This is a genomic window from Shewanella colwelliana, from assembly GCF_001735525.1.
In the GTDB taxonomy this organism is placed as follows: Bacteria; Pseudomonadota; Gammaproteobacteria; order Enterobacterales; family Shewanellaceae; genus Shewanella; species Shewanella colwelliana.
In genome coordinates this window covers 101,403-126,089 of sequence record NZ_MCBT01000009.1, presented here as the reverse complement: position 1 = coordinate 126,089, position 24,687 = coordinate 101,403, and the positions used below count along the sequence as shown (strand labels likewise).

General features: G+C 45.0%; 17 protein-coding genes. 6 read left to right on the top strand and 11 right to left on the bottom strand.

The window, feature by feature from the left end; translation table 11 throughout:
* The first annotated feature begins 19 nt into the window (after nt 1-19).
* Nucleotides 20-946: a LysR family transcriptional regulator gene (locus BEL05_RS03530; RefSeq protein ID WP_069670289.1), complete on the top strand. Its 927-nt coding sequence runs from the start codon at nt 20-22 to the stop codon at nt 944-946.
* Between the two features lie 88 nt (nt 947-1,034).
* Here BEL05_RS03530 and gntH read toward each other — a convergent pair whose 3' ends face one another.
* The 8 genes from gntH to BEL05_RS03490 form a co-directional block, all read right to left on the bottom strand.
* Nucleotides 1,035-2,276, bottom strand: coding sequence for a guanitoxin biosynthesis MBL fold metallo-hydrolase GntH (gene gntH, locus BEL05_RS03525; protein WP_069670288.1), 1,242 nt, complete (start codon nt 2,274-2,276; stop codon nt 1,035-1,037).
* A 1,220-nt stretch (nt 2,277-3,496) separates the two neighbouring features.
* Complete coding sequence (locus tag BEL05_RS03520) at nt 3,497-4,123, bottom strand: thiol:disulfide interchange protein DsbA/DsbL (RefSeq protein ID WP_069670287.1); 627 nt, start codon at nt 4,121-4,123, stop codon at nt 3,497-3,499.
* A gap of 51 nt (nt 4,124-4,174) precedes the next feature.
* Nucleotides 4,175-5,002, bottom strand: a complete 828-nt coding sequence (locus BEL05_RS03515; protein WP_069670286.1) for an SDR family oxidoreductase — start codon at nt 5,000-5,002, stop codon at nt 4,175-4,177.
* 65 nt (nt 5,003-5,067) lie between these two features.
* Nucleotides 5,068-6,276: an HD-GYP domain-containing protein gene (locus BEL05_RS03510; protein WP_028765409.1), complete on the bottom strand. Its 1,209-nt coding sequence runs from the start codon at nt 6,274-6,276 to the stop codon at nt 5,068-5,070.
* Nucleotides 6,277-6,791: 515 nt separating this feature from the next.
* Complete coding sequence (locus BEL05_RS03505) at nt 6,792-7,268, bottom strand: DUF2919 domain-containing protein (protein ID WP_028765410.1); 477 nt, start codon at nt 7,266-7,268, stop codon at nt 6,792-6,794.
* 152 nt (nt 7,269-7,420) lie between these two features.
* A complete protein-coding gene (gene ligA, locus BEL05_RS03500; RefSeq protein ID WP_069670285.1) occupies nt 7,421-9,433 on the bottom strand; it encodes an NAD-dependent DNA ligase LigA in 2,013 nt (670 codons plus the stop codon).
* A gap of 67 nt (nt 9,434-9,500) precedes the next feature.
* The gene (gene zipA, locus BEL05_RS03495; RefSeq protein ID WP_069670284.1) at nt 9,501-10,526 is read right to left on the bottom strand and encodes a cell division protein ZipA; all 1,026 of its coding nucleotides are present in this window, start codon (nt 10,524-10,526) and stop codon (nt 9,501-9,503) included.
* Nucleotides 10,527-10,549: 23 nt separating this feature from the next.
* Nucleotides 10,550-13,957, bottom strand: a complete 3,408-nt coding sequence (locus BEL05_RS03490; protein ID WP_069670309.1) for a chromosome segregation protein SMC — start codon at nt 13,955-13,957, stop codon at nt 10,550-10,552.
* A 187-nt stretch (nt 13,958-14,144) separates the two neighbouring features.
* Between BEL05_RS03490 and cysZ the strand changes: the two genes are divergently transcribed.
* Nucleotides 14,145-14,918, top strand: coding sequence for a sulfate transporter CysZ (gene cysZ / locus BEL05_RS03485; RefSeq protein WP_028765414.1), 774 nt, complete (start codon nt 14,145-14,147; stop codon nt 14,916-14,918).
* Nucleotides 14,919-15,095: 177 nt separating this feature from the next.
* Nucleotides 15,096-17,447: a carbohydrate binding family 9 domain-containing protein gene (locus tag BEL05_RS03480; RefSeq protein ID WP_069670283.1), complete on the top strand. Its 2,352-nt coding sequence runs from the start codon at nt 15,096-15,098 to the stop codon at nt 17,445-17,447.
* 30 nt (nt 17,448-17,477) lie between these two features.
* Here the strand turns inward: BEL05_RS03480 and BEL05_RS03475 are convergent, their stop codons facing one another.
* The gene (locus BEL05_RS03475; protein ID WP_069670282.1) at nt 17,478-18,719 is read right to left on the bottom strand and encodes a diguanylate cyclase; all 1,242 of its coding nucleotides are present in this window, start codon (nt 18,717-18,719) and stop codon (nt 17,478-17,480) included.
* Between the two features lie 91 nt (nt 18,720-18,810).
* Complete coding sequence (locus BEL05_RS03470) at nt 18,811-19,902, bottom strand: RDD family protein (RefSeq protein WP_069670308.1); 1,092 nt, start codon at nt 19,900-19,902, stop codon at nt 18,811-18,813.
* Between the two features lie 257 nt (nt 19,903-20,159).
* Between BEL05_RS03470 and cysK the strand changes: the two genes are divergently transcribed.
* Nucleotides 20,160-21,128: a cysteine synthase A gene (gene cysK / locus BEL05_RS03465; RefSeq protein ID WP_069670281.1), complete on the top strand. Its 969-nt coding sequence runs from the start codon at nt 20,160-20,162 to the stop codon at nt 21,126-21,128.
* 75 nt (nt 21,129-21,203) lie between these two features.
* Here cysK and BEL05_RS03460 read toward each other — a convergent pair whose 3' ends face one another.
* Nucleotides 21,204-21,851 carry a TetR/AcrR family transcriptional regulator gene (locus BEL05_RS03460; protein ID WP_028765419.1) on the bottom strand — a complete coding sequence of 216 codons (648 nt, stop codon included), beginning with the start codon at nt 21,849-21,851 and terminating at the stop codon, nt 21,204-21,206.
* Between the two features lie 282 nt (nt 21,852-22,133).
* Between BEL05_RS03460 and BEL05_RS03455 the strand changes: the two genes are divergently transcribed.
* Together BEL05_RS03455 and BEL05_RS03450 are read left to right on the top strand one after the other, a co-directional pair.
* Nucleotides 22,134-23,207, top strand: coding sequence for a methyltransferase (locus tag BEL05_RS03455; RefSeq protein ID WP_069670307.1), 1,074 nt, complete (start codon nt 22,134-22,136; stop codon nt 23,205-23,207).
* A 96-nt stretch (nt 23,208-23,303) separates the two neighbouring features.
* Nucleotides 23,304-24,269, top strand: a complete 966-nt coding sequence (locus tag BEL05_RS03450) for a TDT family transporter (RefSeq protein WP_069670280.1) — start codon at nt 23,304-23,306, stop codon at nt 24,267-24,269.
* The last annotated feature ends 418 nt before the right edge of the window (nt 24,270-24,687 follow it).

Genomic DNA, 24,687 nt, shown 5'->3' with positions numbered 1-24,687 from the left:
CACTTATCAGGGAGGTTTAATGGACAAAGCACTGACCGAAATGGATTTGAACTTACTCAGAATGTTGAAAGTGCTGGTTGAAACTCGGAATACCTACAAAACTGCTGAAATATTGGGTATTTCACAAACCAGTGTGAGTCGTGGTGTGGCAAAGCTTAAAGAAACGTTTGGAGACCACCTATTTCTAAGAAAAGCGCACGGCATCGAACCCTCTGAATTAGCAATCCAGCTTTCCGAAGCTACCGTAGAAATGCTCAACCCTGTCGCAAAAGTTATTGATTCATTTAGTAACTTCGAACCATTTCAGTTTCGTGGCACCGTGTCGATCTCCGTTAATACTTACATATTAGAAGTGTTCGGAGAACGGTTAATAAAACTGCTTTTTTCTAAGCTTCCAAATGCGAAAGTCGAATTAGACTTTTGGCAGAATCAGTCTTTAAGAGATATGTTAAATGGAAAAATTGATTATGCTTTACAAATTTCAAACTTTCCATTCCCTCAAGATATTTACAGCCACCATGTAAAAACCGTGACTTCAGGAATTCTTGCTAGAAAGAATCATCCAGTTTTAAAAGAAGGGAATGAGTGGGAAAGAATTCATGAATTACCTATTGTTCAACTCTATTTAGCAGGTGTCAACTACGACAAAAGCGCGCTACACGACATCTACCAATTAAAAGGGTATCAAGCTAATGTAGTACTGAAAACACACAGTCTCAAAGCGGCGTTGCATACCGTAAAAACAACCGACGCGATTTGTTTTTCCAGCAGTTATGTAGCCGAATTGGGAAAAGATTTAGACGTTCATCCGCTACCACTAGTTGCGGATGAACATAAACGGTTTGATATTATTGGTGGGTATCTGCAAACACGTAGGAGCTATCCTTTAAATCAATACTTACATCAAACCCTGCAAGATTTTTTTAACTCTGTTGAACAGCCCTAACGCTAAACAACATTTTCTTTTATCGCTAAAAAACGCCCAATCAGGGCGTTTTAAGTTTTACATGATCAAGCCAATATATTGTTCATTGTTACAAACGAGTGTCGGATACCCATTTAGGCGTTAGCCCTTCCGTGGGTTTTTCATCAAATGTCACTTCACCAGGCTCAGATGGTGCAGACCAACTCAACAAATCTGTTCGTGCCATTCTAGTGACAATTTGCTCTTTAGTTACATTAATAACCATAAGATCTTGAGCAATAGCAACTGGGCCACCATATGACTCGACAAGTCCTTTAAAGGCCCTATCAATCGTATCTTCATTAGTGAAGAAATGCGTTCCTACCCCTAAACCAGGCTTAGAAATTGTAAATATTTCTCCAAGCTCACTTGCTGAAGTATGTTTATGCACAATATTCTCAGCGACTTCTATAGGCATATTGTTTTTGTCTGAAAATGTTGGAGCATCAATAAACAGCTCGTGGATGAACACATCTACACCTTTCGCCATTTCAGCTTCATGTGTTGTAGGCTCACTATCGCCAGTAAATGCCATTGATAACCCATTCCACTCTAGTCGATAACCCACTGAACCAACCAGAATATGATCAACCGGGAACGCATATATTTTCACATCGTTTTCTGAATATACTAACTGTTTCGGCGTTTCGGGGCTAAATTTCGAGTAATCAAATTCATGGGCTTGGATTTGCATGCCTTCATTTGCGGCGATCCCGGTTTTACTAAGTACATGCCAAGCCGCCGCCTTTTCAACATGCTCGACAAAGCTTGCAACTCCCAGCTCAGGATTATGACCAGAAGATCCATACACATTTAAAGGTGCATTGCGCCCCCAGCCCATTGAATCCCATAAATTAAATATTCCGCCAACGTGGTCTAAGTGTAAGTGAGTGACGAAGACTTTATCCAATGAATCGTGAGGTAAACCAAGACTCCAGAGATTTGGTACTGTTCCACCCCCTACATCAAAGATGAAATTATCACCATTTCCAAGTTCTACTAACCAACTTGTGGATGCTTGTCCCATACGTACAGGTGGGTTACCAGAGCCGATTGTCGTTATTCGCATTTCATCAAGCTCGATTGATTCTTGCCCTGCTATAAAGTGCTCTGAATATTGACGATGCTCGCCGTCAGTTTTTGAAATAACATTGTGTTTAGTTAATGGTTGTCCACATAAGGGGATTGGATACCCTGCCTCTGTTAATCGGCATTCTCGCGGGAATTGGAAATCTAGTGGTGATTCTGCCAACGCAGGAAGCGTGAAAGAAGTGCACAGCGCGTAAGTTAATAATTTGGGGATCGATTTCATAGGTACTCCGATAAAAAACTAGGTACTGAATAAGTTAGTGCAAGCAGATTATCTATGATTGAATACGATAAGAATATGAATTACAGAGACCCGAATTTGGTTAAGACGGGGAAATTTTCAACAATCAAAGAATTCTTATGGCCGACGGTATAGTAGTCTTGTTGAGCACATGCATTATTTTTTTTTGGGGGGGGGGGAGGTGTAGTGGATTAGCTAATTTGGCCATAGAGTTAGAGCCCTGGGCATGAGGGAAAGTAAGTCAAACAGCAGATGTTTGAAACTAGGGTCAATCCCGTCCTGACACACTTTGGGGCAAAAGCACGTTAGCTTTTTACTCGCCCCTCACACCAAATGAAGCAAAATCGAAGAGATAAAATAACCCAGTGTAAGCACGGTTTTGGCCCTTGGTGGCAGGGATGCCACCGTGGAGCGTATAGGGACATATTCACAGCGTGCCAAAAGAGTGCTTGCACACAAGCTCACCGCAGGTGATTGATTACTATGAAGGTACGACCTTCAAGCTCACTTAGCCCATTCCCACCCAGCCAAACGCTACATAAGCTAATCCAAAAAATGCCAAACCTTCATTCCAAGGCCAACCCACTTTGGGGCAAAAGCGCGTTAGCTTTTTACTCGCCCCTCACACCAAATGAAGTAAAATCGAAGAGATAAAATAACCCAGTGTAAGCGCGGTTTTGGCCCTTGGTGGCAGGGATGCCACCGTGGAGCGTATAGGGACATATTCACAGCGAGCCAAAAGAGCGCTTGCACATAAAGCCTGCGGCAGGCAAATAACCGTCATCAAGGTGCGTTTTCAAAGCCAATCAATAAGTGAGAATTCAGCATAACGCTACTCAAGCAAACTTAAAAAAATGCCAAACCTTCATTCCAAGGCCACCCCACTTTGGGGCAAAAGCACGTTAGCTTTTTACTCGCCACTCACACCAAATGAAGTCAAATCGAAGAGAGTGAATAACCCAGTGTAGATGCAGCTGAGGACGTTGATGGCATGGCCGAAAATGTTCCCGACATTTTTCGGCATTCCCTACTTCCATGTAGGTTAGATGTTTTCATTAAGCGGCCAAGGATGACGCAAAGCGTTGTGAAGCAAGCTTTACACATTAGCCTGCAGCGAGCTGTTAATTTCAATCAAGTGACGGCTTGACTGCCTCGACCAAATGGGTATGCTGCCAGCCGTCGCGAGTCTAGCTATAAGTGCCCTATTTAAGCGCTGACAGGTATGCCAGCAATGCCGCGAGTTCATCGGCTGAGCGTTTTTTGGAGGTCACTAAATATTTGCCGTTAACCAGTAATGAAGGCACGCCGCGTATGCCAGCTAACTGCGCTTGGGTATCATAGTTCGCGAGGGCCAACTTACTATCAGCTGATGCAAGGGCGTTATCTATGTCGCCTTGGGTCACGCCTTGCTCTACAAAAAATTGGCTAAGTTCCTCTTGGCGGGTAAAAGCGCCCTTCCCCTCATGAATACGTTTAAACAGATTACCGTGTGCTTGGTTGGTCACCTTAAACTTTTGTGCCAAGTAGTAAGCCTCTTGGCTTAGCTGCCAACTCGGACGTCCTGCACCTACGGGGGTGCGAACAAAGTCTACTTGGCCCTCTAACTTGGCCATTGAGGCCGCAAACAGGCTATCTTGGCGGTAGCAATGACCGCAGTTATAGGAGAAAAACTCCCTGACCACCGGCGTACTGGCTTCTGGGATGCCCGCCACTTTGACATAGTCGACGCCCTCAAAAAATCGTGTCGGTGTGGCGTAAGCACTACTCATTAGTAGTGTGGCTATCAGTGCCAACGTCATTAACCCTATTTTTTTTATAAAACGCTTCATACTGTATCGTCCTGTTACTCACATTGAATCAAATACTCACCTAAAAACGGCTCACTCACATGCACCTAGCATCAATAGTGGATCAGGGTGCTTATAGTGAAAATTTAGGTCTCGCGTAATACGGCTGCCATCAACCACTTTATCGTACTCATCGCTGCTGGGTGCTAAAAACGTGGGTAGTGTTAAGCCCAACTGCGACGCGGCTGCTTGATAAAATGTCTGCTTTGATGGGTGCTGTGGCGCACACACACTGTAAGCGTTTGATGGAGGTTTTGGATGAGCCAAGATAGCCGATACCGACCCGATACAATCATCAAGGTGAGTCATGTTCACCGATAATTCAGCACCTGAGAGCCCGGTTTTACCCGCTAAAAAACGTCCAGGATGGCGCTTGGGCCCAACCAGCCCAGCAAACCTTACTATCACGCAGTTGGGCAGCTCAGCAAAAACGGCTTCGGCTTGGCATAAGATTGCCGCTTGAGGTGAATGCCCGAACGCATCATCCTCACGCATTACCTCACCCGTAGCGGGATAGACCCCTGTGGTGCTGATAAAAACAATCTTTTGATAATGATGGTCACTGATAAGTGCTTTAAGCAGGTTAAGACGCTCAAGGTATAGTCCTTCACCTCGACGTAACCCCGGGGGGATATTGATCACTATAGCATCGGTTTTTAACCCATCTAATGTTTGTGGATTATCACACGCTTGGGGGTTATCAAGATCGAGCACAAACCCCTTAATACCTTGTTGCTTAAGTGTCTCTGCTTGCTCCGCTGAGCGTTTTGAACCATTTACCGTCATACCGTTAGCAAGCAAGGTTTTAGCCAGTGGCAAACCAAACCAGCCGCAACCGACAATGGCAATTGAATTAATCATAAGGTTTCTTTTTACTTCAGATAGTGAAGCTAAAATACCGCAAAGCCAGCTTGGCGACCAGTCTGTTATTCCATACCACTGAAATAAAAGCTTACACCATTATCGACTTGCAACACTTTGAGGGCACCGTCTTTTAATTCATCACGCTTTAATACACTGTCGACGACAACCTCTTCTTGGGTTAAAAAGCGTAAGCTGGGCTGACTACCATCTTCTTGGCAGGCCCATACTTGGGGCTGCTTAACCGATTGAGTGGTCATCATCACCTTACCCACACTGCCATCAGAAAGCTTAACTATGGTGCCTGGCGGATAAATGCCGAGTAACTTTACCAATACAGAGATCAATGTTTCTGAGTGCTTACCCGCATGGTTTTTAAACAGATAACCTAACGCTATCTGCGGCGAGCGGCTTTCATTACTCCAAAGCTGCTCGTCATAGTCATTGGCTAAACTCACCAATTGAGTCACGATAGGAATTTTCTTTTCGGTTAAACCATCAGGGTAACCCGTCCCATCAATAAACTCATGGTGGTGCAAGATGATATGCAGAACGGTTTTATTAAATAGTCCGGTTTTATGCAACATATCATGGCCAAAATTGGGGTGCATTTTAATGAAATTAGCTTCTGATGCCGTTAAGGCGGTTTTTTTGCGCCTAATATTCTCAGGCACCTTGAGCTTGCCGATATCATGAAACAGACAACCCAAAGCGATATCTCGCATATCTGACTTAGGTAAATCCATCGATTTAGCGATCATTAATGCAACCACGGCAACAGAGATCCCATGCTGTGTCACGCTGCTATCAGATTCGCCTGCGCTCACCAGGGCCAAATGAGGATCTTTAAACTCATGCATATGCTCAAGTATATTTTCAACAAGCGTTGCCGCCTCTCGGTATGCGCCCTCGGGATCACTGGCAATTTTACTGAAAGTAGAACGGCTCTCATTAACGCACTCGATAAAGCGCTTCTGACTCAATCGCAGTGATTTTCTCACCTGCATTTTGGCTTGCTCGACCGGATCGACTTCAGGGGCTTGCTCAACCTCGACCTCATCTACCTCAGGTTCCCCCTCATCAATAAGATCTTCGCCAGAGAGCAAAATAACGTAGGGCACACCAAGGCTTTTAATCAGCTCAATCTGTGCCTCTTCCTCAATTTTGATGCGATTAAACAGAAAAGGATGGTTTTTCCACGACAGCGGCAACTTTACAGTAATGCCTATCTGTAATTTTGAGAGAGGTAATTGTATCGGCTCAACTTTAGCCACGCGAAGTAACTCCATTTATACTGACCCATGCCATCATCTGGTTAACGAAAAAGTTAAGCGGAGCATAATTCGTCTAACAATATGAAAAGCAGCCTAACTTTAATAACATAACTATAGTCAATAGCAACTCAAATAGTATAACTCGTCATAAAATTGACAAGGATAACCATGTTTGACACAGAGACAATGCACTCTTCGACGTTAACTTAGCTATAAGATATAACAAAAAAAACACCAAGGGATATTGTATACAATATTCATAGGTGGTAAATTGAATCCGTTCTTTGAAGAAGCGTAGCGACCCCGGATTGCGTTTCTTTAAGGAGTGTTGCTGTCAATTGTCCTTAATATAGGCCCAGTATTTTGTTGTTTATACTGATGTTTATATAGGTATTTTGTTAACATTCCGATATCTTTAGGCAGATTTTCTATCTAAAAGGTATTTTTTACGCTGCTTCGGCAGCGTTTTTTTTATCCTAAATAGTCTTCTTCCCCATCAAGACTTAATACGCTACTCACTCAGTTACCGATTCGGTACGCCAATCGTTCAAGTAGTAACGCAGGTGCTTAGATTTAGCGATATAAAGTAGGCTCCAAAATAGAAATAGTGCGTCGAGCCCAAAACTCCAATTAAATAAGAAATAGTTGTGGACCAAGCGTTGTAGCAGCAATCCTCCATCCACTAACAGTAATACCACTAATAGCCAGCGAAACTGGTTAAACAGCGGGATTAGCCACACCAGTTTGCGCTTGCGCTCCGCAATCACTAGCCCATACAGAAGCAATGCTCCCGCTCCTGCAGCCAAGGCCAACAGGAAATCTGACTTTTGTGGATAGATCAATGCCACTAAACCAGCGCGATCACTGGCTTGTGTCAGTGAGGCGATAAACACGCACCAACCTCGGGCAATAAAGGCCAACATAATGTAGAGCATTATTGGAGGTTTAAAATAACCATTATCGTCGAGCCAATTGATATGACTAAAATTCAAATTTTGCTCTCCGTTGTGCAGGCATAGACTGAAATATAGTGAGTGCTACTTAGCTTATATGGTGATTGAATACTGCTTTTCAATGTATCTGTTGAGTTGCACCAGTAAAAACGCCATCGAAAGATGGCGTTTTAATCAAAAAAGATAATGGCTTAACTCGTCTCAAGGAGGTCGAGGAGCCCTTGCTCGTCTATCACTTTAACCCCTAACTCTTGCGCTTTGGTGAGTTTAGAACCCGCCGCTTCACCCGCCACGAGACAATCGGTATTTTTCGACACACTGCCCGCCACTTTCGCACCAAGCGCTTGTAACTTCGCTTTGGCGTCATTCCGGTTTAACTGAGTTAATGTGCCCGTTAACACCCAGGTTTGCCCTTTCAGTGACAAGGCGTCTTCAGCAACCTCCTCGATAGCGGGCCAATTGACACCAGCCGCCAATAACCCCTCTACCACTTCAACGTTATGAGGTTGCGCGAAAAAGTGCACTAAGTGTTGTGCCACTATCACGCCCACATCATCAACCTTGGTAAAGGTGTCAGCATCAGCAAGTTTTAATTTATCTAAAGTTTTAAAATAGTTAGCCAAATTAGCAGCAGTGGCTTCACCCACTTCGCGGATCCCCAGTGAATAAAGAAAGCGTGCAAAGGTGGTGGTTTTAGCATCATCAATGGCAGCCACCAGTTTGGTCGCAGACTTTAGCCCCATTCTGTCTAGCATCGTCATGGCTGAAGCCGTTAACTTAAACAGATCGGCAGGGCTTTCTACCAACTCTTTATCTATGAGCTGCTCAACAACTTTGTCTCCCATGCCGTCGATATTCAGCGCCTTACGGGATGCAAAATGCTTAATCGCCTCCTTACGCTGAGCTTCGCAATAGAGTCCACCACTGCAACGCGCAACGGCTTCTCCTTCAATACGTTCGACATCGCTACGACAAACAGGGCATTGCTCGGGGAAGGTGATCGACGTTGCATCTTGTGGCCGCTTGTCATTCACCACGGCGACGATTTGCGGAATCACATCCCCTGCGCGGCGAATAATGACGCTGTCTCCAATCTTGACCCCTAGACGGGCAATCTCATCAGCGTTATGCAGCGTGGCATTCGATACAGTTACACCGCCGACAAATACTGGTTTTAAACGAGCAACCGGCGTCACAGCGCCAGTACGGCCAACCTGAAAATCGACCCCTTCTAGCAGTGTTATCTCCTCTTGTGCAGGAAACTTATACGCCGTTGCCCAGCGTGGCGCCTTAGCAACAAAACCCAGTGTTTGCTGCTGCGCAATGCTATTGACCTTCAGCACCACACCATCAATTTCATAGGCAAGTGAGGAGCGGCGCTCAAGTATGTCTTGGTAATAAGCCAGCACTGCTGGAATATCGTCACACACTTTGACCTCACCGCTTACTGGGAAGCCCCAGCTTTTCAACTGCATGAGCTGGCCGTAATGGCTATCGGCCAACGGCCAAGTGTCGGGCTCTACCACACCCAGTGCATAGGCATAAAATGCCAACGCACGGCTAGCGGTAATTTTGCTGTCTAACTGACGTAGACTTCCCGCTGCTGCGTTACGTGGATTAACAAACAGCTTCTCCCCTTTGAGCCGCGCTTTGTCGTTAACGGCCTCAAATGCCGCTTTAGGCATAAACACTTCACCGCGCACCTCTAATAAAGGAGGATAATTGTCACCACGCAGACTTAACGGGATCGATTTAATGGTACGCACGTTTTCGGTGATGTCTTCACCTACACTGCCATCGCCCCGTGTCGCTGCACGCTCAAACTGACCATCACGATATAGGATACTTACAGCTAAGCCGTCTAACTTGGGCTCACAGCAAAATGTCAGGTCAGATCCCACTTTGTCACTAATGCGTTTATGAAAGGCGGTAAATTCCTGTTCATCAAACACATTGTCTAGGCTTAGCATTGGCTTAAGGTGAGTGACTTGTTCAAACTTGGCCAATGCTTCACCGCCAACGCGTTTAGTCGGGGAGTCTGCCAATGCCAAGTGTGGATGTTCAGCTTCTAGGCTTTGTAAACGACGCATCAAGCGATCATACTCGGCGTCAGGTATCGACGGCTCATCATCAACATAGTAACGGTAGTTATGTTGATTAATCTCTGCGGTAAGTTGTTGTATCTCTTTTAGTATCGCTTGCATTGTGTCTCGTCCAGAATAAGCAATAAAGGCCGCAGATGCGGCCTCTAAAATAATGTCATGCAGATGTTTACGCTTGAGCGCGGATCCGTTGCAGGTAAGACTGTTTAGTCTGCTCGCTCCATGAAGAGCGTCCGCCATCGAGCACTAACCCACCTAAGTCATCGGCTAATTGGTGCGCCGAATTAAGCATAATTGAAAAGTTCATCAATGGGTCACCATAACAAGGTAGCGTCATAAACAGCACTATGCCCTGGGTGGTAAACTGCTCCATCTCATCAGGATTGAATATGCCAGGTTTAAGCATATTTGCTAATGAGAACAGCACCTTTCCTGTTCCTGCATTATCTTCATGACGATGGAAAATATCCATCTCACCAAATTTAAAATTAAGGGTTAATAAGCTCGGTAACAGTTCAGCACCATTTAACGCTTCCCCCTCTTTTGCCACAACATGCAGCACTAGCACATCTTGCGGATCGCCTAGAGGTGCTTCTTGCTCAAGTTCTGCAGTCTCTTCAAGCGGCGGTGTCGTCGCCTCAACAACGTCATCTTCAACAGGGCTAGCTGCGGTTACGGCAGGTTGAGGTTTTGCCGCGGGCTCAGGTTTACGCGCCACCACAGGGTCTTCAAATAGTGACGGCTGTGCAGGTGCTTGACCTAAGCCTAACTCCATCTGCTCCAGTTCATCATTTAGCTCAAGTTCTGTGCTAAGTACTGGCTCTTGGCGTTGGCGCGGTGCTTTCTGCTTGGGCTGACCGGACAGCGAAAAGCTGTTGGCACTTTGCGGCTCAGTCGTTGCCCCCATTTTGGGCTCAACCACGGCACCGTCGTCGTGAGGCGCAGTGTCATCTTCTGAGTCAGTATCATTTCCAACAGGCGTTTCATTGCCGCTCAATTTACGTACTCTGACTTCACCAATACCGTCGGCATCGAAACCATCGCGATCGCGCGCATCGCCTTTGTACAGTCCGGTCATTGGTGTCTCTTTCAATGACTTAGGCTGCTGCCGTCTAATGGACCAAAAACCATGCACAAGTACCGCGATAATGGCTATCGCACCTAACACGAACAATACCAGTTGCAAATTTTCCATTGATTACCCTGCTTTTCCCATAATTATACTGCGTCGGCTAATGCCACCGCCTCATCAATATCGACGGCAACTATGCGTGAAACTCCAGGTTCATGCATAGTGACACCTATTAGTTGATCGGCCAATTCCATGGTGATCTTATTGTGACTAATATAAACAAATTGCACGCTTTGAGACATCTCTTTTACCAGGCGACAGAATCTGTCGACATTGGCATCATCTAGCGGTGCATCGACCTCATCCAACATACAAAATGGCGCTGGATTGAGCCTAAAAATTGCAAAGACCAATGATAAAGCGGTTAGCGCTTTTTCTCCACCAGAAAGCAGGTGAATTGTACTATTCTTTTTCCCTGGCGGTCTGGCCATAATGGTCACACCGGTTTCAAGTAAGTCATCATCAGTCAACGCCAGTTGCGCGCTGCCGCCGCCAAACACTTTGGGGAATAGCACACCTAAATCTTGATTAACTTTATCAAAGGTCTCTTTAAAACGTGTTTTTGTCTCTTTATCTATCTTACGGATAGCTTCTTCTAAACTGGTGAGCGCTTTATTTAGATCCGCATCTTGATTGTCCAGATACTGTTTGCGCTCACTTTGTTGCTCATACTCTTCAATCGCTGCCAGATTAATGGCCCCCAAATGTTCAATGAGCGCCCGGGTACGATCTAACGCTTTCTGTCTTTGCACTGGCGAGAGCGTATTGTCAAGTTGCGACGCAACAGCTTCCACTTCAATCTCATGGCCTTTGAGCAACTGCTGTTGGCTATCTATCTGGCCCTTATAACCTTCGCGACGTAACTTTAACGTGCTGATAGTTTGAGTCAAGTGTTCTATCTTACCAAGCTGTTGTTTTTGCTTCTTTCCTAGCTCATCAAGCTCACTTTGCAGCCTAGCTTGCTCCACTCGCAATGCATCCAATGCCATCTGTTTTTGCTGTTGTTGTGTCAGCGCTTCGGCCAACTCTTGTTGCATCTGGCGTACGCTGGCATCTTGGGCGGCATGCTCGCTCCCTTCCAGTTGCTGACGCAATTGCGATAAGCTCTCTTCAAGCTCCGCTATCTGCGCAGTATCTTGCGCGCGTTGTTGCTGATTTAGCGCCAATTCTGTATTGGCGGCTTGCACAAGTGCTTGTTGCTGCCGTAACTGAGTGACTAAACCAGCGCCTTGCAGCTTTAATCGTTTGATCTGCTCACTATGCTCTGCCAGTTGCGCCTTAACAGCTGCACTTTGTTGGACTAATAACTCTTGCTGCTGTTTATCTTCAGCTAAACGTTGATTCAATGCATCCAGCTGCTGTTGCTCTGTTTCTTGGGTGCCAGCAAGTTCATCTCTTTGCGCGTTGAGGCTTTGCACTTGCTCTTGCTGATGAGCGATACGCGCCTGCGTTGCACTGACCTCAGCTTTTAAACGAGCAAGATTCAACTGTACACCTTGCAGCTGTGATAAGGTTTGCTGCCCTTGGGCGCGCATTGCAAGCCGTTGTCGATGACTTTCCTCTGCATCACTTTTGACCATTTCAAGTAAATCAAGGCTTTGTGTGATACTAGCTTGTAATGCTTCTTTCTCAATTTTAAGTTGCAATAACGGGCTGGTATCATCGCTTTTTTGCAACAAAAAACCTTGTCCCAACAGATAGCCATCGGCGGTAACAATACGCTCATACGGTGCAAGTGTGACCAGCAGCTCTTTTGCAGCGGTAATGTCTGCGGCCCAACGTAAATCGGTCAACCAAGGCGCAAGGTTAACGGGTGCACTAAGTCCCTGCCATTGCTGGGGTGCTGTGAGCGCAAAGCCTGTGGTATTTTGTGTATTATCGACTTTCTGGGTGAGCAGATTGTCAAAAATAACTTCAATGGCTTTTTCCCAGCCGGGTGTCACATCAAGCAGTTGCCACAATGCTTGGCCATCAGTTTGATCTTGCTCCGGCAATAGGCGCTCAACCACATTAAGGCGCCCACGCTCCTCCGCCAATGACTGGCTTAGCGCATCCGCTTGTTCCGTCAGGCGCTTACTTTGTTGTTCTAATTCATTAAGCTGTTGAGTTTCTACTTGATGATTTGCACTTAACTTAACCTCTTCTTCGCTAAGGGTTTGCACCTGAGCCTGTTGCAAGACCAGCGTTTGCTCACTATTGTCTTGGGCCAGTTTAGCCAACTGTTCTCCAAGCGCTTCTCGGCGTTGCTGTTTCTGAGCCAAAGCGGATTGCAAATGGCTACGTTCAGATTGAGAAACTTGAAACGCTAAAGTGTGCTGACTGACCTGTTGCTGAAGTTGTTGATGCTGTTCATTGACAGCTTCAAATCCATATTCGGCTTCGCCAATTTGCTCCTCAATAAGAACCAGCGCTTGCTCGGTCTCTTGATGTGCACTGACCGCCGCAAGATGTTGCTGACTAAGCGTGTCGTGACTTAACGTCAACCCATGCAGATGCCCCTGTTTGAGGGTTAGCTTGTCATCCAACTGGGTGACTCGCTCGTTGAGATGGGCATCTTGTTGCTGACGGTGTTTTAGTGATTGCTCCAATTTTGCGATATGGGTGCCACTGAGGTAAAACGCTTCGACTTGACCATGCTCTTGTTGATCAAGTTCATCGAGTGCCACTTTTAAGCGAGTAACCTCGAGCTGTAACGCTTGGCTCGCCGCATCGAATTCACTCTTATTTAGCTCACTTTGATTAACTTCTTGGGTCAGTTTTTCGGTTTGTGCTTGCAGTTCTAACAGCCGTGATACCAAGAGTTGCGCCTCTTGGCTACGCTCTGTCTCTTTTAGTGCACGGTACTGTTTTGCCGACTCGGCTTGTTGCGCGAGTTTATCGATCTGCCGCCCTAACTCTTGACGTATATCTCCTAGTCGCTCGAGATTCTCGCGCGTATGACGAATACGGTTCTCGGTCTCACGACGGCGCTCTTTATAACGGGAGATCCCCGCCGCTTCTTCAATGAAAACCCTTAACTCTTGTGGCTTTGACTCAATAAGACGGGAGATGGTGCCCTGCTCAATAATCGCGTAGCTACGCGGCCCTAGGCCTGTGCCCATAAACAGATCGGTAATATCTTTGCGTCGGCATTTTTGTCCATTGAGAAAATAACTTGAATCGCCGTCGCGACTGACCTGACGTTTAACCGCGATCTCTTGATAACTGGCATATTGGCCCGCTAAACGCCCATCTTGATTGTCAAACGACAGTTCAACACTGGCGACGGACACAGGTCTGCGCGCCGATGAGCCGTTAAAAATCACATCGGCCATGGAGTCGCCACGCAGATGTTTAGCTGAACTTTCACCCAGCACCCAGCGCACCGCGTCAATCACATTGGATTTACCACAGCCATTTGGACCAATAATGGCGGTCAAGGGTTGATTAAAGGGGATTTTAGTAACATCGACAAACGACTTAAATCCAGCAAGTTTTATCTGTTTGAGTCTCATGGTGCTAGTCAGGTCGTCTTGATAAGGAGGAATAGAATCTTCCCTGTTATTATTGGTTGTCACTTTAACAAAGCACGCTGCATTTTGTAACGTTTTTATCGCGCTAACGGCCATTTTACGCTTGTTTTTATGTAACTGCTGACACACAATCGGTGCATATTAGGTTTAACGTGACACTCATAACATTATGAATCAAAAAGCGCGATCTTTGCCCAAAAGCGGGGTTAACTATTTTCTGGACGGATTTAGTCTGATTAAGCAACCAGGCCTTAGGCGGTTTGTATTTGTGCCGCTATCCATTAACTTACTGCTGTTTTCTGCGGTCATCTATTTTGCTATTGGCCAACTTGAGGAGGTGTTTGCTTGGCTAAGTGGGCAGTTACCCGACTACCTAAGTTGGCTCAACTTCCTGTTATGGCCCATTGCCGTGCTGACGTTACTGGTGGTGCTATCGTTTATTTTTAGTTCCGTCATGAACTGGATAGCCGCCCCGTTTAACGGGTTATTGGCTGAGAAAGTGGAACAGTATTTAACAGGCAAAGACCTCAATACCGGCACCACTGTTGACTTAGTGAAAGATCTACCACGAATTTTGGGACGAGAGTGGATAAAACTAAAATACTATCTGCCGCGCGCCATTCTATTCCTCATTCTATTTTGGATCCCTTTTATCGGTCAAACGGCTGCCCCCGTGCTGTGGTTCCTCTTTAGTGCTTGGATGATGGCGATTCAATATTGTGATTACCCCTTTGATAATCATAAGGTGCCCTTCCCTGATATGAAGTTTGCCCTAAAGCAAACGAAAGGCACCAGCTTTAGTTTCGGCGCAGCGGTTACCCTGTTTTCAATGATTCCTATTGTGAATTTTATCGTGATGCCAGTCGCCATATGTGGCGCCACCTCAATGTGGGTAGATAAATATCGCGTTGCTTATAAAAACGATCAGATAGCGCCTGACTAATCACAACAAACACGTGTCATCATCCAAACTAGCGGGCTGGTGACACTGGTTTTACCACTGAAAAAAGCCACAAATTTACACCTTTTGTAACAATTAGCCATCAATTAAGGCGCTGTTTTCTGTCACAATAGCGCCACACAAACATAACAACCCGCACCCAGATAATTCTAATAACCTATGAAACGACAACTACTGCTGGCTTGGTTTGCATTATGCTGCCTAACGCTATCTACAGCTGCGCTATCGGGCAGTGCCGAACAATTCCAATTGGTTATTCCAACGCTGGATACACCCGCTATCATCGACGGAGACTTAGACGATGCGGTATGGCAACAAGCCGCAACAACTCAATTGACGTTTGAAACCAATCCGGGCGAAAACACACCGGCCCCCGTCAAAACAGAAGCGAAAGTGTTTGCCACTAAAACCAGTCTTTTTGTAGCATTTTATGCGTTCGATCCAGACTCCAGCCAAACCAGTGACAAGGTGCGCGCCAACCTCGCCGATCGTGACGGTGTGTGGGGAGATGATCTCGTGGGCATTAAACTGGATACCTTTAATGATGCTCGTTTAGCCTACCAGTTTTTCATTAATCCCTATGGCGTGCAGATGGATTCTATAGAGAATGAACTGACCGGACAGGAAAGTGATGCTTGGGATGGCATTTGGTATAGCGCAGGCAGGAAAACCGCTAAAGGTTATCAGGTTGAGATAGAGTTGCCCCTGCGGATGCTCAATTTTGACAGTCAACAAGAGATACAGACGTGGGGTATTGAGCTAGTAAGGTTTTACCCAAGAAACCAGCAGCACCGGCTATCAACCCACAGCATTGACCGCAATAATAGTTGTCAGCTTTGCCAAATGGGCATTGCTACAGGCCTCAACGACGCACAGTCGGGTAACGATTTACAATTGACTCCGGCGTTAGTCTTAAACCGCTCTGGTAGCCGCGACATCAATCCCGTTGGCGATTGGAACAATGATAACAGTATTGAACCCGGACTCGACATTCGATGGGGCATCACTCCGAGTACTTTACTTAATGCCACCATCAACCCCGACTTTTCCCAGGTGGAAGCCGACGCTGGTCAGTTGGACATCAATAGCACTTTTGCGTTGTTCTTTCCCGAAAAACGAGCCTTTTTTCTCGACAACAAAGACTACTTTGACTCGCAAATGTCACTGGTACATACCCGAAATATTGTCTCTCCCGACTATGGCCTAAAGCTCACCAGTAAAGTGGGCAACCACACCCTTGGTTTCATGGCAACCAATGACACTCACACCAACTTTTTGGTGCCGGGTAATTTGAGTTCAGACATTGCCACCCTCGACAGTACCAGCTATAACTTGGTGGGCCGCTATCGAGCCGATCTCAGCGATGCACTCTCTGTTGGCACTATTGTTACAGCCAAAACCAGTGATGATTACCATAACTACGTGGCCAGCAGCGATGTGAAGTATCAGCCTTCGGAACAAGATACACTGACAGCCCAGTATGCATATTCTGACACGCTATACCCTGACACACTCTACCGCTCATTTTGCAGTAGCGATGACTGTGAGCCACGCATCAATTGCGACTTAGGCAACTGCGGTATTAATGAGCGAGTGTTACGCACCCAAATAGACGACAATATCAACGACAGCTACTACAAAATAAAATATGAGCATAAGCGCAGAAATTGGTATGCCTTTGGTCAGTATGAGTCTGTGGGCGATGATTTTCGGGCTGATCTCGGTTTCATCGATAAAGTCGACATGACAAAAACCGTCATTGGCGGCGGCTATAATTGGTACCCCAACTCAAACCTCCTCTCTTTTGTGTCCCTTCGTGGCGATTGGGACATTACCCATAATCAAGCCGGTGAACTGTTAGAGCGGGAAGCGGAAGCAAAAATAGAAATGGAAGGGGCAATGCAAAGTTACACCGCCTTTGGTTATGTACAGCGTGATAGAGTTGGCCGACGACACAATGGCGCTAGTCTCGCTATCGATGATAATACTCAGCTATTTAACGAAAAAATGGGCTGGTTTTATAGCAATATCACCCCTGTGAGCGCGTTAAAGCTGGAGTTAGATATCAATTATGGCGACGCCATCGATTTCGCCAATGACAGATTAGGCACAGAGCTGATGCTCAATCCTGGGTTGGTGTGGAAGATGACAGACTCAATGTCGTTAGACGTGTCACATATTTATCGCTCTTTAGATATTCAAGGCCGTGAACTGTTTAGCGCCAACTTGACCGACATTCGTCTAAATTGGTACATGACGATAAATCAATTTATCCGCGTATCGAGTATCTATACCGATATCCAACGCGATCCATCTATGTACCTTTACACTGATCCTCAAGCTGAGTATGCGCAGCTAGGTAATGAGGTACTCTATGGCTATAAGCTCAACCCGCAAAGTGTTTTTTATTTGGGCTACTCAGATGGCATGCGCCGTAATGACGAGATAGATTCGCTCACACGCGATGAGCAAACCTATTTTATGAAAGTCAGTTATGCTTGGTTGCTGTAACCGTTATACCAGTCAGTATAACGATGGGGGTTAACTATCAATACAGACCAGGTTGCGCCCAGATTCTTTGGCATCGTAAAGGGCTTTATCGGCCCTTTGAATTAAGTTGTCGAGGCTGTCATCGGTTAAGCTAGCCACTCCGATACTAGTCGTGATATTTAGCTCTCCATCGGAGGTTTTGATTGGGCTAGCAGCCAAATTGGCTCTAAATTTATCAAGTAAAGTAAAGGCTTTGCTGCCATTTAACCCTTTAAAAGCCACCACAAACTCCTCGCCACCAAATCGTGCTACCACAAAGTGCTGCCCAAAAAACTGCTTAAGGCGCTGAGCAAACTCAATCAGGACTTCATCACCGATATCATGTCCATAGGTATCGTTGACCTTCTTAAAAAAATCGATATCTAACAACCCCACAGAAAAAGCGGTTTGTTTTTGGTTTAGCGTAATCAACTGAGGCTCAAAGCGTGAGAAAAAGTAACGGCGATTATAGACTTCAGTAAGGTAATCAAGGTTCGCCTGCTCCCATAATCTTCTCACCATATCGAGAGCGTCTAACGTGTTTAATACGCGGCAATGAAACTCTTCATGCACAAAAGGTTTCTTTAAAAAGTCATTGGCACCATTTTTAATAAAGCGTGCCGAAAGGCTTTGGTCATCATCACTAGAAAGACCAATAATTGCCATCTCTTCACGGGTAAAACGCTCTCTGACTTTTAAAATCAATCCAAAGCCATCTAATCCCGGCATGTTGTAATCGGTGATCAGTAATTGAATATCCTCTTGAGTATTGAGAACGTCTAAAGCTGATAAGCCATCATCGGCCTCAATCACCTGATATAAATGTTGCTCCAATAAGCTGCGAACAAACTTACGACTCACAACAGAGTCATCGGCCACCAGCACTTTGACATGTTTATTGCGTTGTAGGCGTTTAACTAGCCGCACCGCATATTCATAACTAAAACGGTTCTCCTTGAGGATGTAGTCAACAATCCCCAACTGCAGCAATCGTTGGCGCTGCTTGCTATCTAGACTGCCCGTTAGCACGATACAGGGGATCTGTTGCGCTAAAACTTGTTTAACAATCTCCCCTTCTTGCGCATCTGGTAGGTTCAAGTCCGTGATGGCTACGAAATAATCGTGCGAGGCAAGCAGTTTCTTGGCACAGGTAAAATCCTCAGCAAAGTCAACTTCACAGCCTAACTCCTGAGCAATTAAGTGCTGCAATATACGAGAAACAACTTTGCTGTCCTCTACCACTAATATCCGCACTCGACTCTCCTTAATGTCTCAACTTTTAGCACTATTATTATTGATAAGCGTACAGGCAAAGATCACATGTGCCCTAACCCTTTTTTGTTTTTTAACTCTCACCTACTTGGACATTGGTGGAAATATCGTCAGGAGACTGCTTTGGCTTTGACAGATCAATCACAACCGTTGCCGATATTTTATCCTGTATCGCTTGTCGATTGGCGTCCCAATAAATCTGGATAAAACCCAATAACCCGGTAGCAAATCCTGCACCGTAACCCCCGTACCGCCCAAATGCATCCCACAAGGAGATTGTTGAGGCGTCTAACTGGATTACCCGAATATTCAACAATTTTTTGCCTAATGTTTGACCATCGAACCACGCGGTAAACACGGTAAAATAAAATGCGGCCCAACCAAAACCCAAGCCTAAATCGTTAAGGATCCCTTTAGCCCACTCCAGTAAACTGTATTTAGGTGCGCTATTATCAAGCCTCTCCTCTTCTGCAATCGCCTTTTCACCTATATCGCTCTCGGTTGACTGCGCCGCTGCCGAAGTTAGCTTATCAGCAGTATCAACTATTGCGTTGTCATCATTAATATCTTGAGTCGCGTCAACGGATGGTTCATTGACTGGCGTTACTGCAACGGGGCCCAATGCTTCATCAACAATCGCCATCAAACGCAGGCGCTCATCCGCGGTAAGGCTCAGATCCGTCACAACACCAGTGAGTATCTCGCGCTTCTCAGCCATGCTGATTGAAGCAAGATTAAGCTTATCAACTAGCACCATTAGCTTCTGCTCTTTACAGCTAAACTCCTCACAAAAACTTATTGCCAATATACTTGGCAACATCGCCAGTACTTCCGAGGTGTCTTCCCCTTTTTTTACTGATGATGAGGTTTCATTATCCAGTGATGCACTCCGATTATAGTCAATGATGTTGTCGCTCGTGACATAGATAGTCATGATAAGCATAGAAAAATAGAGGAACCATTTTAACACTCGGCCAATTTGGTGACTTTTACGCTCAATGAGCAAGGTAAGCCCCACAAGCAGAATAAACAATCCCCCCGCCTGTTCAGCCAATACTGCAATTAATAGTGCATCAACCAACATAGCTAACCCCCTTTTTGTGGGTGATGCTAGCGGCGTATAGAGGACACTGGGCGCAATACTAAATGCAAAAGGCGTGACCATGGTTTTGGGATCTTTGACTTGGTTCACACATCGACTCCATGATGAAGAGAGTAAAATGACCGCGAAATCACGGTAAATTCATTTTAAAACACTAATCTATCAAGCAGATCCGCTTTAGACTAGGCTTTATAGCGATACAATGATGATAGAAAGTTACCCTTTAATAACTAAATGGAATAACGAAGATGAAACTATCATTTCTAAAGCAGCGAAACCGCACTATGATTTAGCAGTATAAATAAAGGAGCACGCTATCCATGAGTAAAATTTTCGAAGACAATTCACATACAATTGGCAATACCCCTTTGGTTCGTTTAAACCGTGTTAGTCATGGCAAAGTACTAGCAAAAGTTGAAGCGCGTAACCCAAGTTTCAGCGTAAAGTGTCGTATTGGTGCCAATATGATATGGGATGCCGAAAAGAAAGGTTTACTCACTCAAGATATAGAGCTTATTGAACCAACTTCAGGTAACACTGGTATTGCACTAGCCTACGTTGCCGCGGCACGTGGTTACAAGCTCACCCTAACTATGCCTAATACTATGAGCCTAGAACGCCGTAAGCTGCTTAAAGCTTTGGGCGCAAACTTAGTGCTGACAGAAGGCGCAAAAGGGATGAAAGGGGCTATTGATAAGGCTGAAGAACTACGCCAGTCAGCACCTGAAAAGTACCTAATTTTAGGCCAGTTCGATAACCCAGCAAACCCTGAGATCCATGAAAAAACCACAGGTCCAGAAATTTGGAATGATACTGACGGTGAAGTCGATGTGGTCGTGGCTGGCGTGGGAACTGGTGGTACCATTACAGGTATCAGCCGTTACATTAAGAATGTACAAGGCAAAGCGATTACTTCTGTCGCTGTAGAACCTGTAGATTCACCAGTGATTGCACAAACTCTTGCAGGGCAACCTGTTCAGCCTGGTCCGCATAAAATTCAAGGTATTGGTGCTGGTTTCATTCCTGGTAACCTTGACTTAGAAGTCATTGACCGTGTTGAAGCCGTGACTAACGAAGATGCTATCGAGATGGCGCAGCGTCTAATGAAAGAAGAAGGTATCCTAGTCGGTATCTCATCTGGTGCAGCGGTTGTTGCTGCTAATCGCATCGCAGCATTGCCAGAATTTGCCGATAAGAATATCGTTGTCATTCTGCCTTCCGCTGCCGAACGTTACCTATCGTCTGTATTATTCCAAGGTCAATTTGGCGACGCGGAAAACGTACAATAACGTACTGAAAACATAAATGCTTCATAAAAAAAAGCCCTGATAATCAGGGCTTTTTTATGTTTAAACTAAATCGCTTCATTTCAAAATATTCTGTATCGTCGCACCGATGATCCCGTCAACCTTTGCTCGGTTAAACTCACCTTTCACTACACTTTGATATTCAACCCAGCGAATCACCGCTAACAACTGATGGGCGTCTGACATAGCAGAATCTCGCCCTAGCTGAATAAAGAAATTCTCAATCGTTGCGATAAAGCCATCATCTAATGCGCGGATAGCTTTGGCTAATTCAGGATTACGTAGCGCCTCTTCATGAAATGCGAACTCAAGCACCCTATCATCTCGATGACTCACTTGCTCTTCAACGTGATCACACAAAAACTGCGCTAAGTTAGCGGCAAACGCTTGTGATCCAATCGGTTGTTCACTATCAGCTAAGGCTTGCAGAAGCTGAAAACTCTTCTCCTCTAACGCATTGTTCATCCACAAAGTTTTCTCGGCAAAATAGGTCAATGCATCGTTAATCAGATCTTTAATATCTTTAAAATAATAGGTGGTTGAAGCAAGTGGCACATCGGCTTCACTGGCTACAGCGCGATGACGAACGCCTCTAATCCCCTCTTTAACGATCAGTCTAAGCGTTGCTTCTAAGATAGCAATTCGCCTCGCCTCACCATCGACTCGATGTGTTGTACGGCCAACATAACTTAAAGGAAGAAGCATAATGTGTCCTTTGCGATCAGAGGTATAAAAACGTTTCAAACCCGCACTTTAGTTGGATATTAACACTTAAGGATGATATCGACTAGTGAGCACCATGACCAACGCCCCATCGGCCACACCAGTATCGCCACGCAACGCCTCAAGCCGTTAACAAGACTGTTTGATGCATCACAAAAGCAGTGTTCAATAGGAGAGCTAGTTCTCTTAATGACCAATATTCTGATGTATCTTAGCGACGATAGCGCTACAGTGCCCCTTATTTATAATCAAAGAGTTGTACCGATGCCTTTTTATCAATCGCCAAAGAAAATTGGCGCTTTTGATGCCAAATTTGAAGCTCAAAAAATTGCCTTTGCACCAATAACCTTTCAAGTTGCCCGCTGCTTACTTAAGTTTAATCTTCTCGCGATAATCGACAGCCATGGCAAAACGGGCTGCACCTTACAGCAGATCACCGCCCAAAGTGAGCTGACCGAATACGCTATCGGAGTGCTGGTTGACATGGGTCTAAGCATGGGACTACTTTGGCATAAGGATGAGCATTACCATGTTGATAAAATTGGCCACTTCTTACTCCATGATAGAATGGCTCAGATCAACCTAAATTTTGTCCAAGATATCTGCTACCAAGGCCTCTATGATTTAGATGAGTCATTAAAATTAGGCAAGCCTAACGGCCTAAAAGTATTTGGGGATTGGCAAACTATCTATCCCACCTTAAGTGAGCTACCCGAAAATGCTAAAAAAAGCTGGTTTGAATTCGATCACTATTATTCAGATCATGCCTTTCCGGTGTTACTACCACTCATTTTTAAACACCGGCCAGCGATGATCGTCGACATTGGTGGCAATACCGGTAAATGGGCATTTGCCTGCACGGCATTTGATACACAAGTAAAGGTCACCATCATGGACCTCCCTGGCCAGTTAAATGTCGCTATGGCTAATGCTGTAACTCATGGTGTCAATGATAGAGTCACGGGGTTTGAGTGCGACCTACTCGATGACAGCACCCCTTTTTATGGCGGAGGCGATCTCTACTGGATGAGTCAGTTCTTAGATTGCTTCTCTGATGAGCAGATCCTTACTATTTTACAGCGCACCGCTGCCAATATGAGTAAAGACAGTGAATTATGTATATTAGAAACTTATTGGGACAGACAGCCATTTGAAGCCGGCGCCTACTGCGTTAACGCAACGTCTCTTTATTTTACCGCCATCGCAAATGGCAACAGCCGCATGTACCACTCAAAAGAGATGCTTAAACTAATCTCTCAAGCGGGCTTATATGTCGATGAAGACATCGACAACATTGGCTTGGGGCACACGTTATTGCGATGCAAACTCAAACCATAAGCAATTCTTAATCGACAAGTAAATAGAATCAAATTTTATTATCATTAAGCAGACCCTATTATGAGCAGCAAAGAATGAATCAGCAATGGGGTTACCATGATAAATAGTATCAAAGCACTTCACCACAGTACGTCACGCTTACCAAGCCCCATGGGCGGTCTCGCATTGGCCATAGCCAGCCTCGGCTGGGCTTGGGACAGTTTACTTCCACAATATAACGGCCTAGGACAGACAACAGGGGCAATAATTGCCAGTGCACTTCTATCAGCACTGCTATGCAAATTTCTGTTACACCCTAAAGTATTAAAAGAGGAGCTCACCCACCCCGTTGTTGGCAGCGTTATTCCAACGTTTGCCATGGCATTAATGGTGGTCTCCAACACACTTTGGCACCAAAATCCCTTAGCGGGTCAATACCTATGGCTGATTGCCATTTGCATTCATTTAGTGTTTTTAAGTATGTTTGTCTATTACCGAGCATTTGACTTTAAGCTTGAACACATGGTGCCTAGCTGGTTTGTTCCACCCATTGGCATTATTGTCGCGGCAGTGAGTTTTCCTAACGATGGGTACCACTGGGTCGCAACAGCCACACTGATGTTCGGGATGGGGTGCTATTTAATTATGCTGCCGCTGATGCTCTATCGACTTATATTTTGCCCACAAATACCTGATGCAGCAAAACCAACAATCGCCATCTTGGCGGCACCCGCCAGCTTAAGTTTGGCAGGTTACCTAACTATTGTTGAACATCCATCTGTCACGATTATTGCACTGCTACTGAGTGTCGCGCTACTGATGACAAGTGTTGTCTATTTAGCTTTTTTCCATCTCTTTAAATTACCCTTCTCGCCAGGGTACGCCGCATTTACATTCCCTATGGTAATCGGCGCAACCGCTCTATTCAAAGTCTATCACTGGTTAGTTGCTAAGTATGGTGTGACACAGTTGGCAATAAGTGTTGAAACAACCGCTATAATTGAGCTGTTAATTGCTAGTTTCGTGGTTATCTATGTCGCTTATCGTTACATCAATCACTATGCCACCAAAAGTTATAAATAAACCTAAAAATAAAAAAACGAATCCGATTACTCATTAAATATGAAGGTAAATACGATTAACTGCACACTTAAAATTGCCAAAATTTAAAATATATTTAACATTTAACGGGGTTTTAAAATTCATTTAGGTAGTGATATCGCTCACATAAAAGTCATTTCCTAAATATTTTTCAAATTTTACAAAAAATATTTAAATAACATTTGATACATATATAGAACATAGCAACCCCACTTGAAAAGCAAAATACAAACAAAATTAAACAATAGCAAAAACAAAAAAGCAACAACAAGCCACTTTATGCAACATGACACTGCAAAATAAAACAAAGTAGCGTAAGACGAAGCTAATGCGACACACATTTGTTTCGCCTTTGTTATTAAAAAGATAATAAGTAAAACCCTTTAGCCACAGATTCACC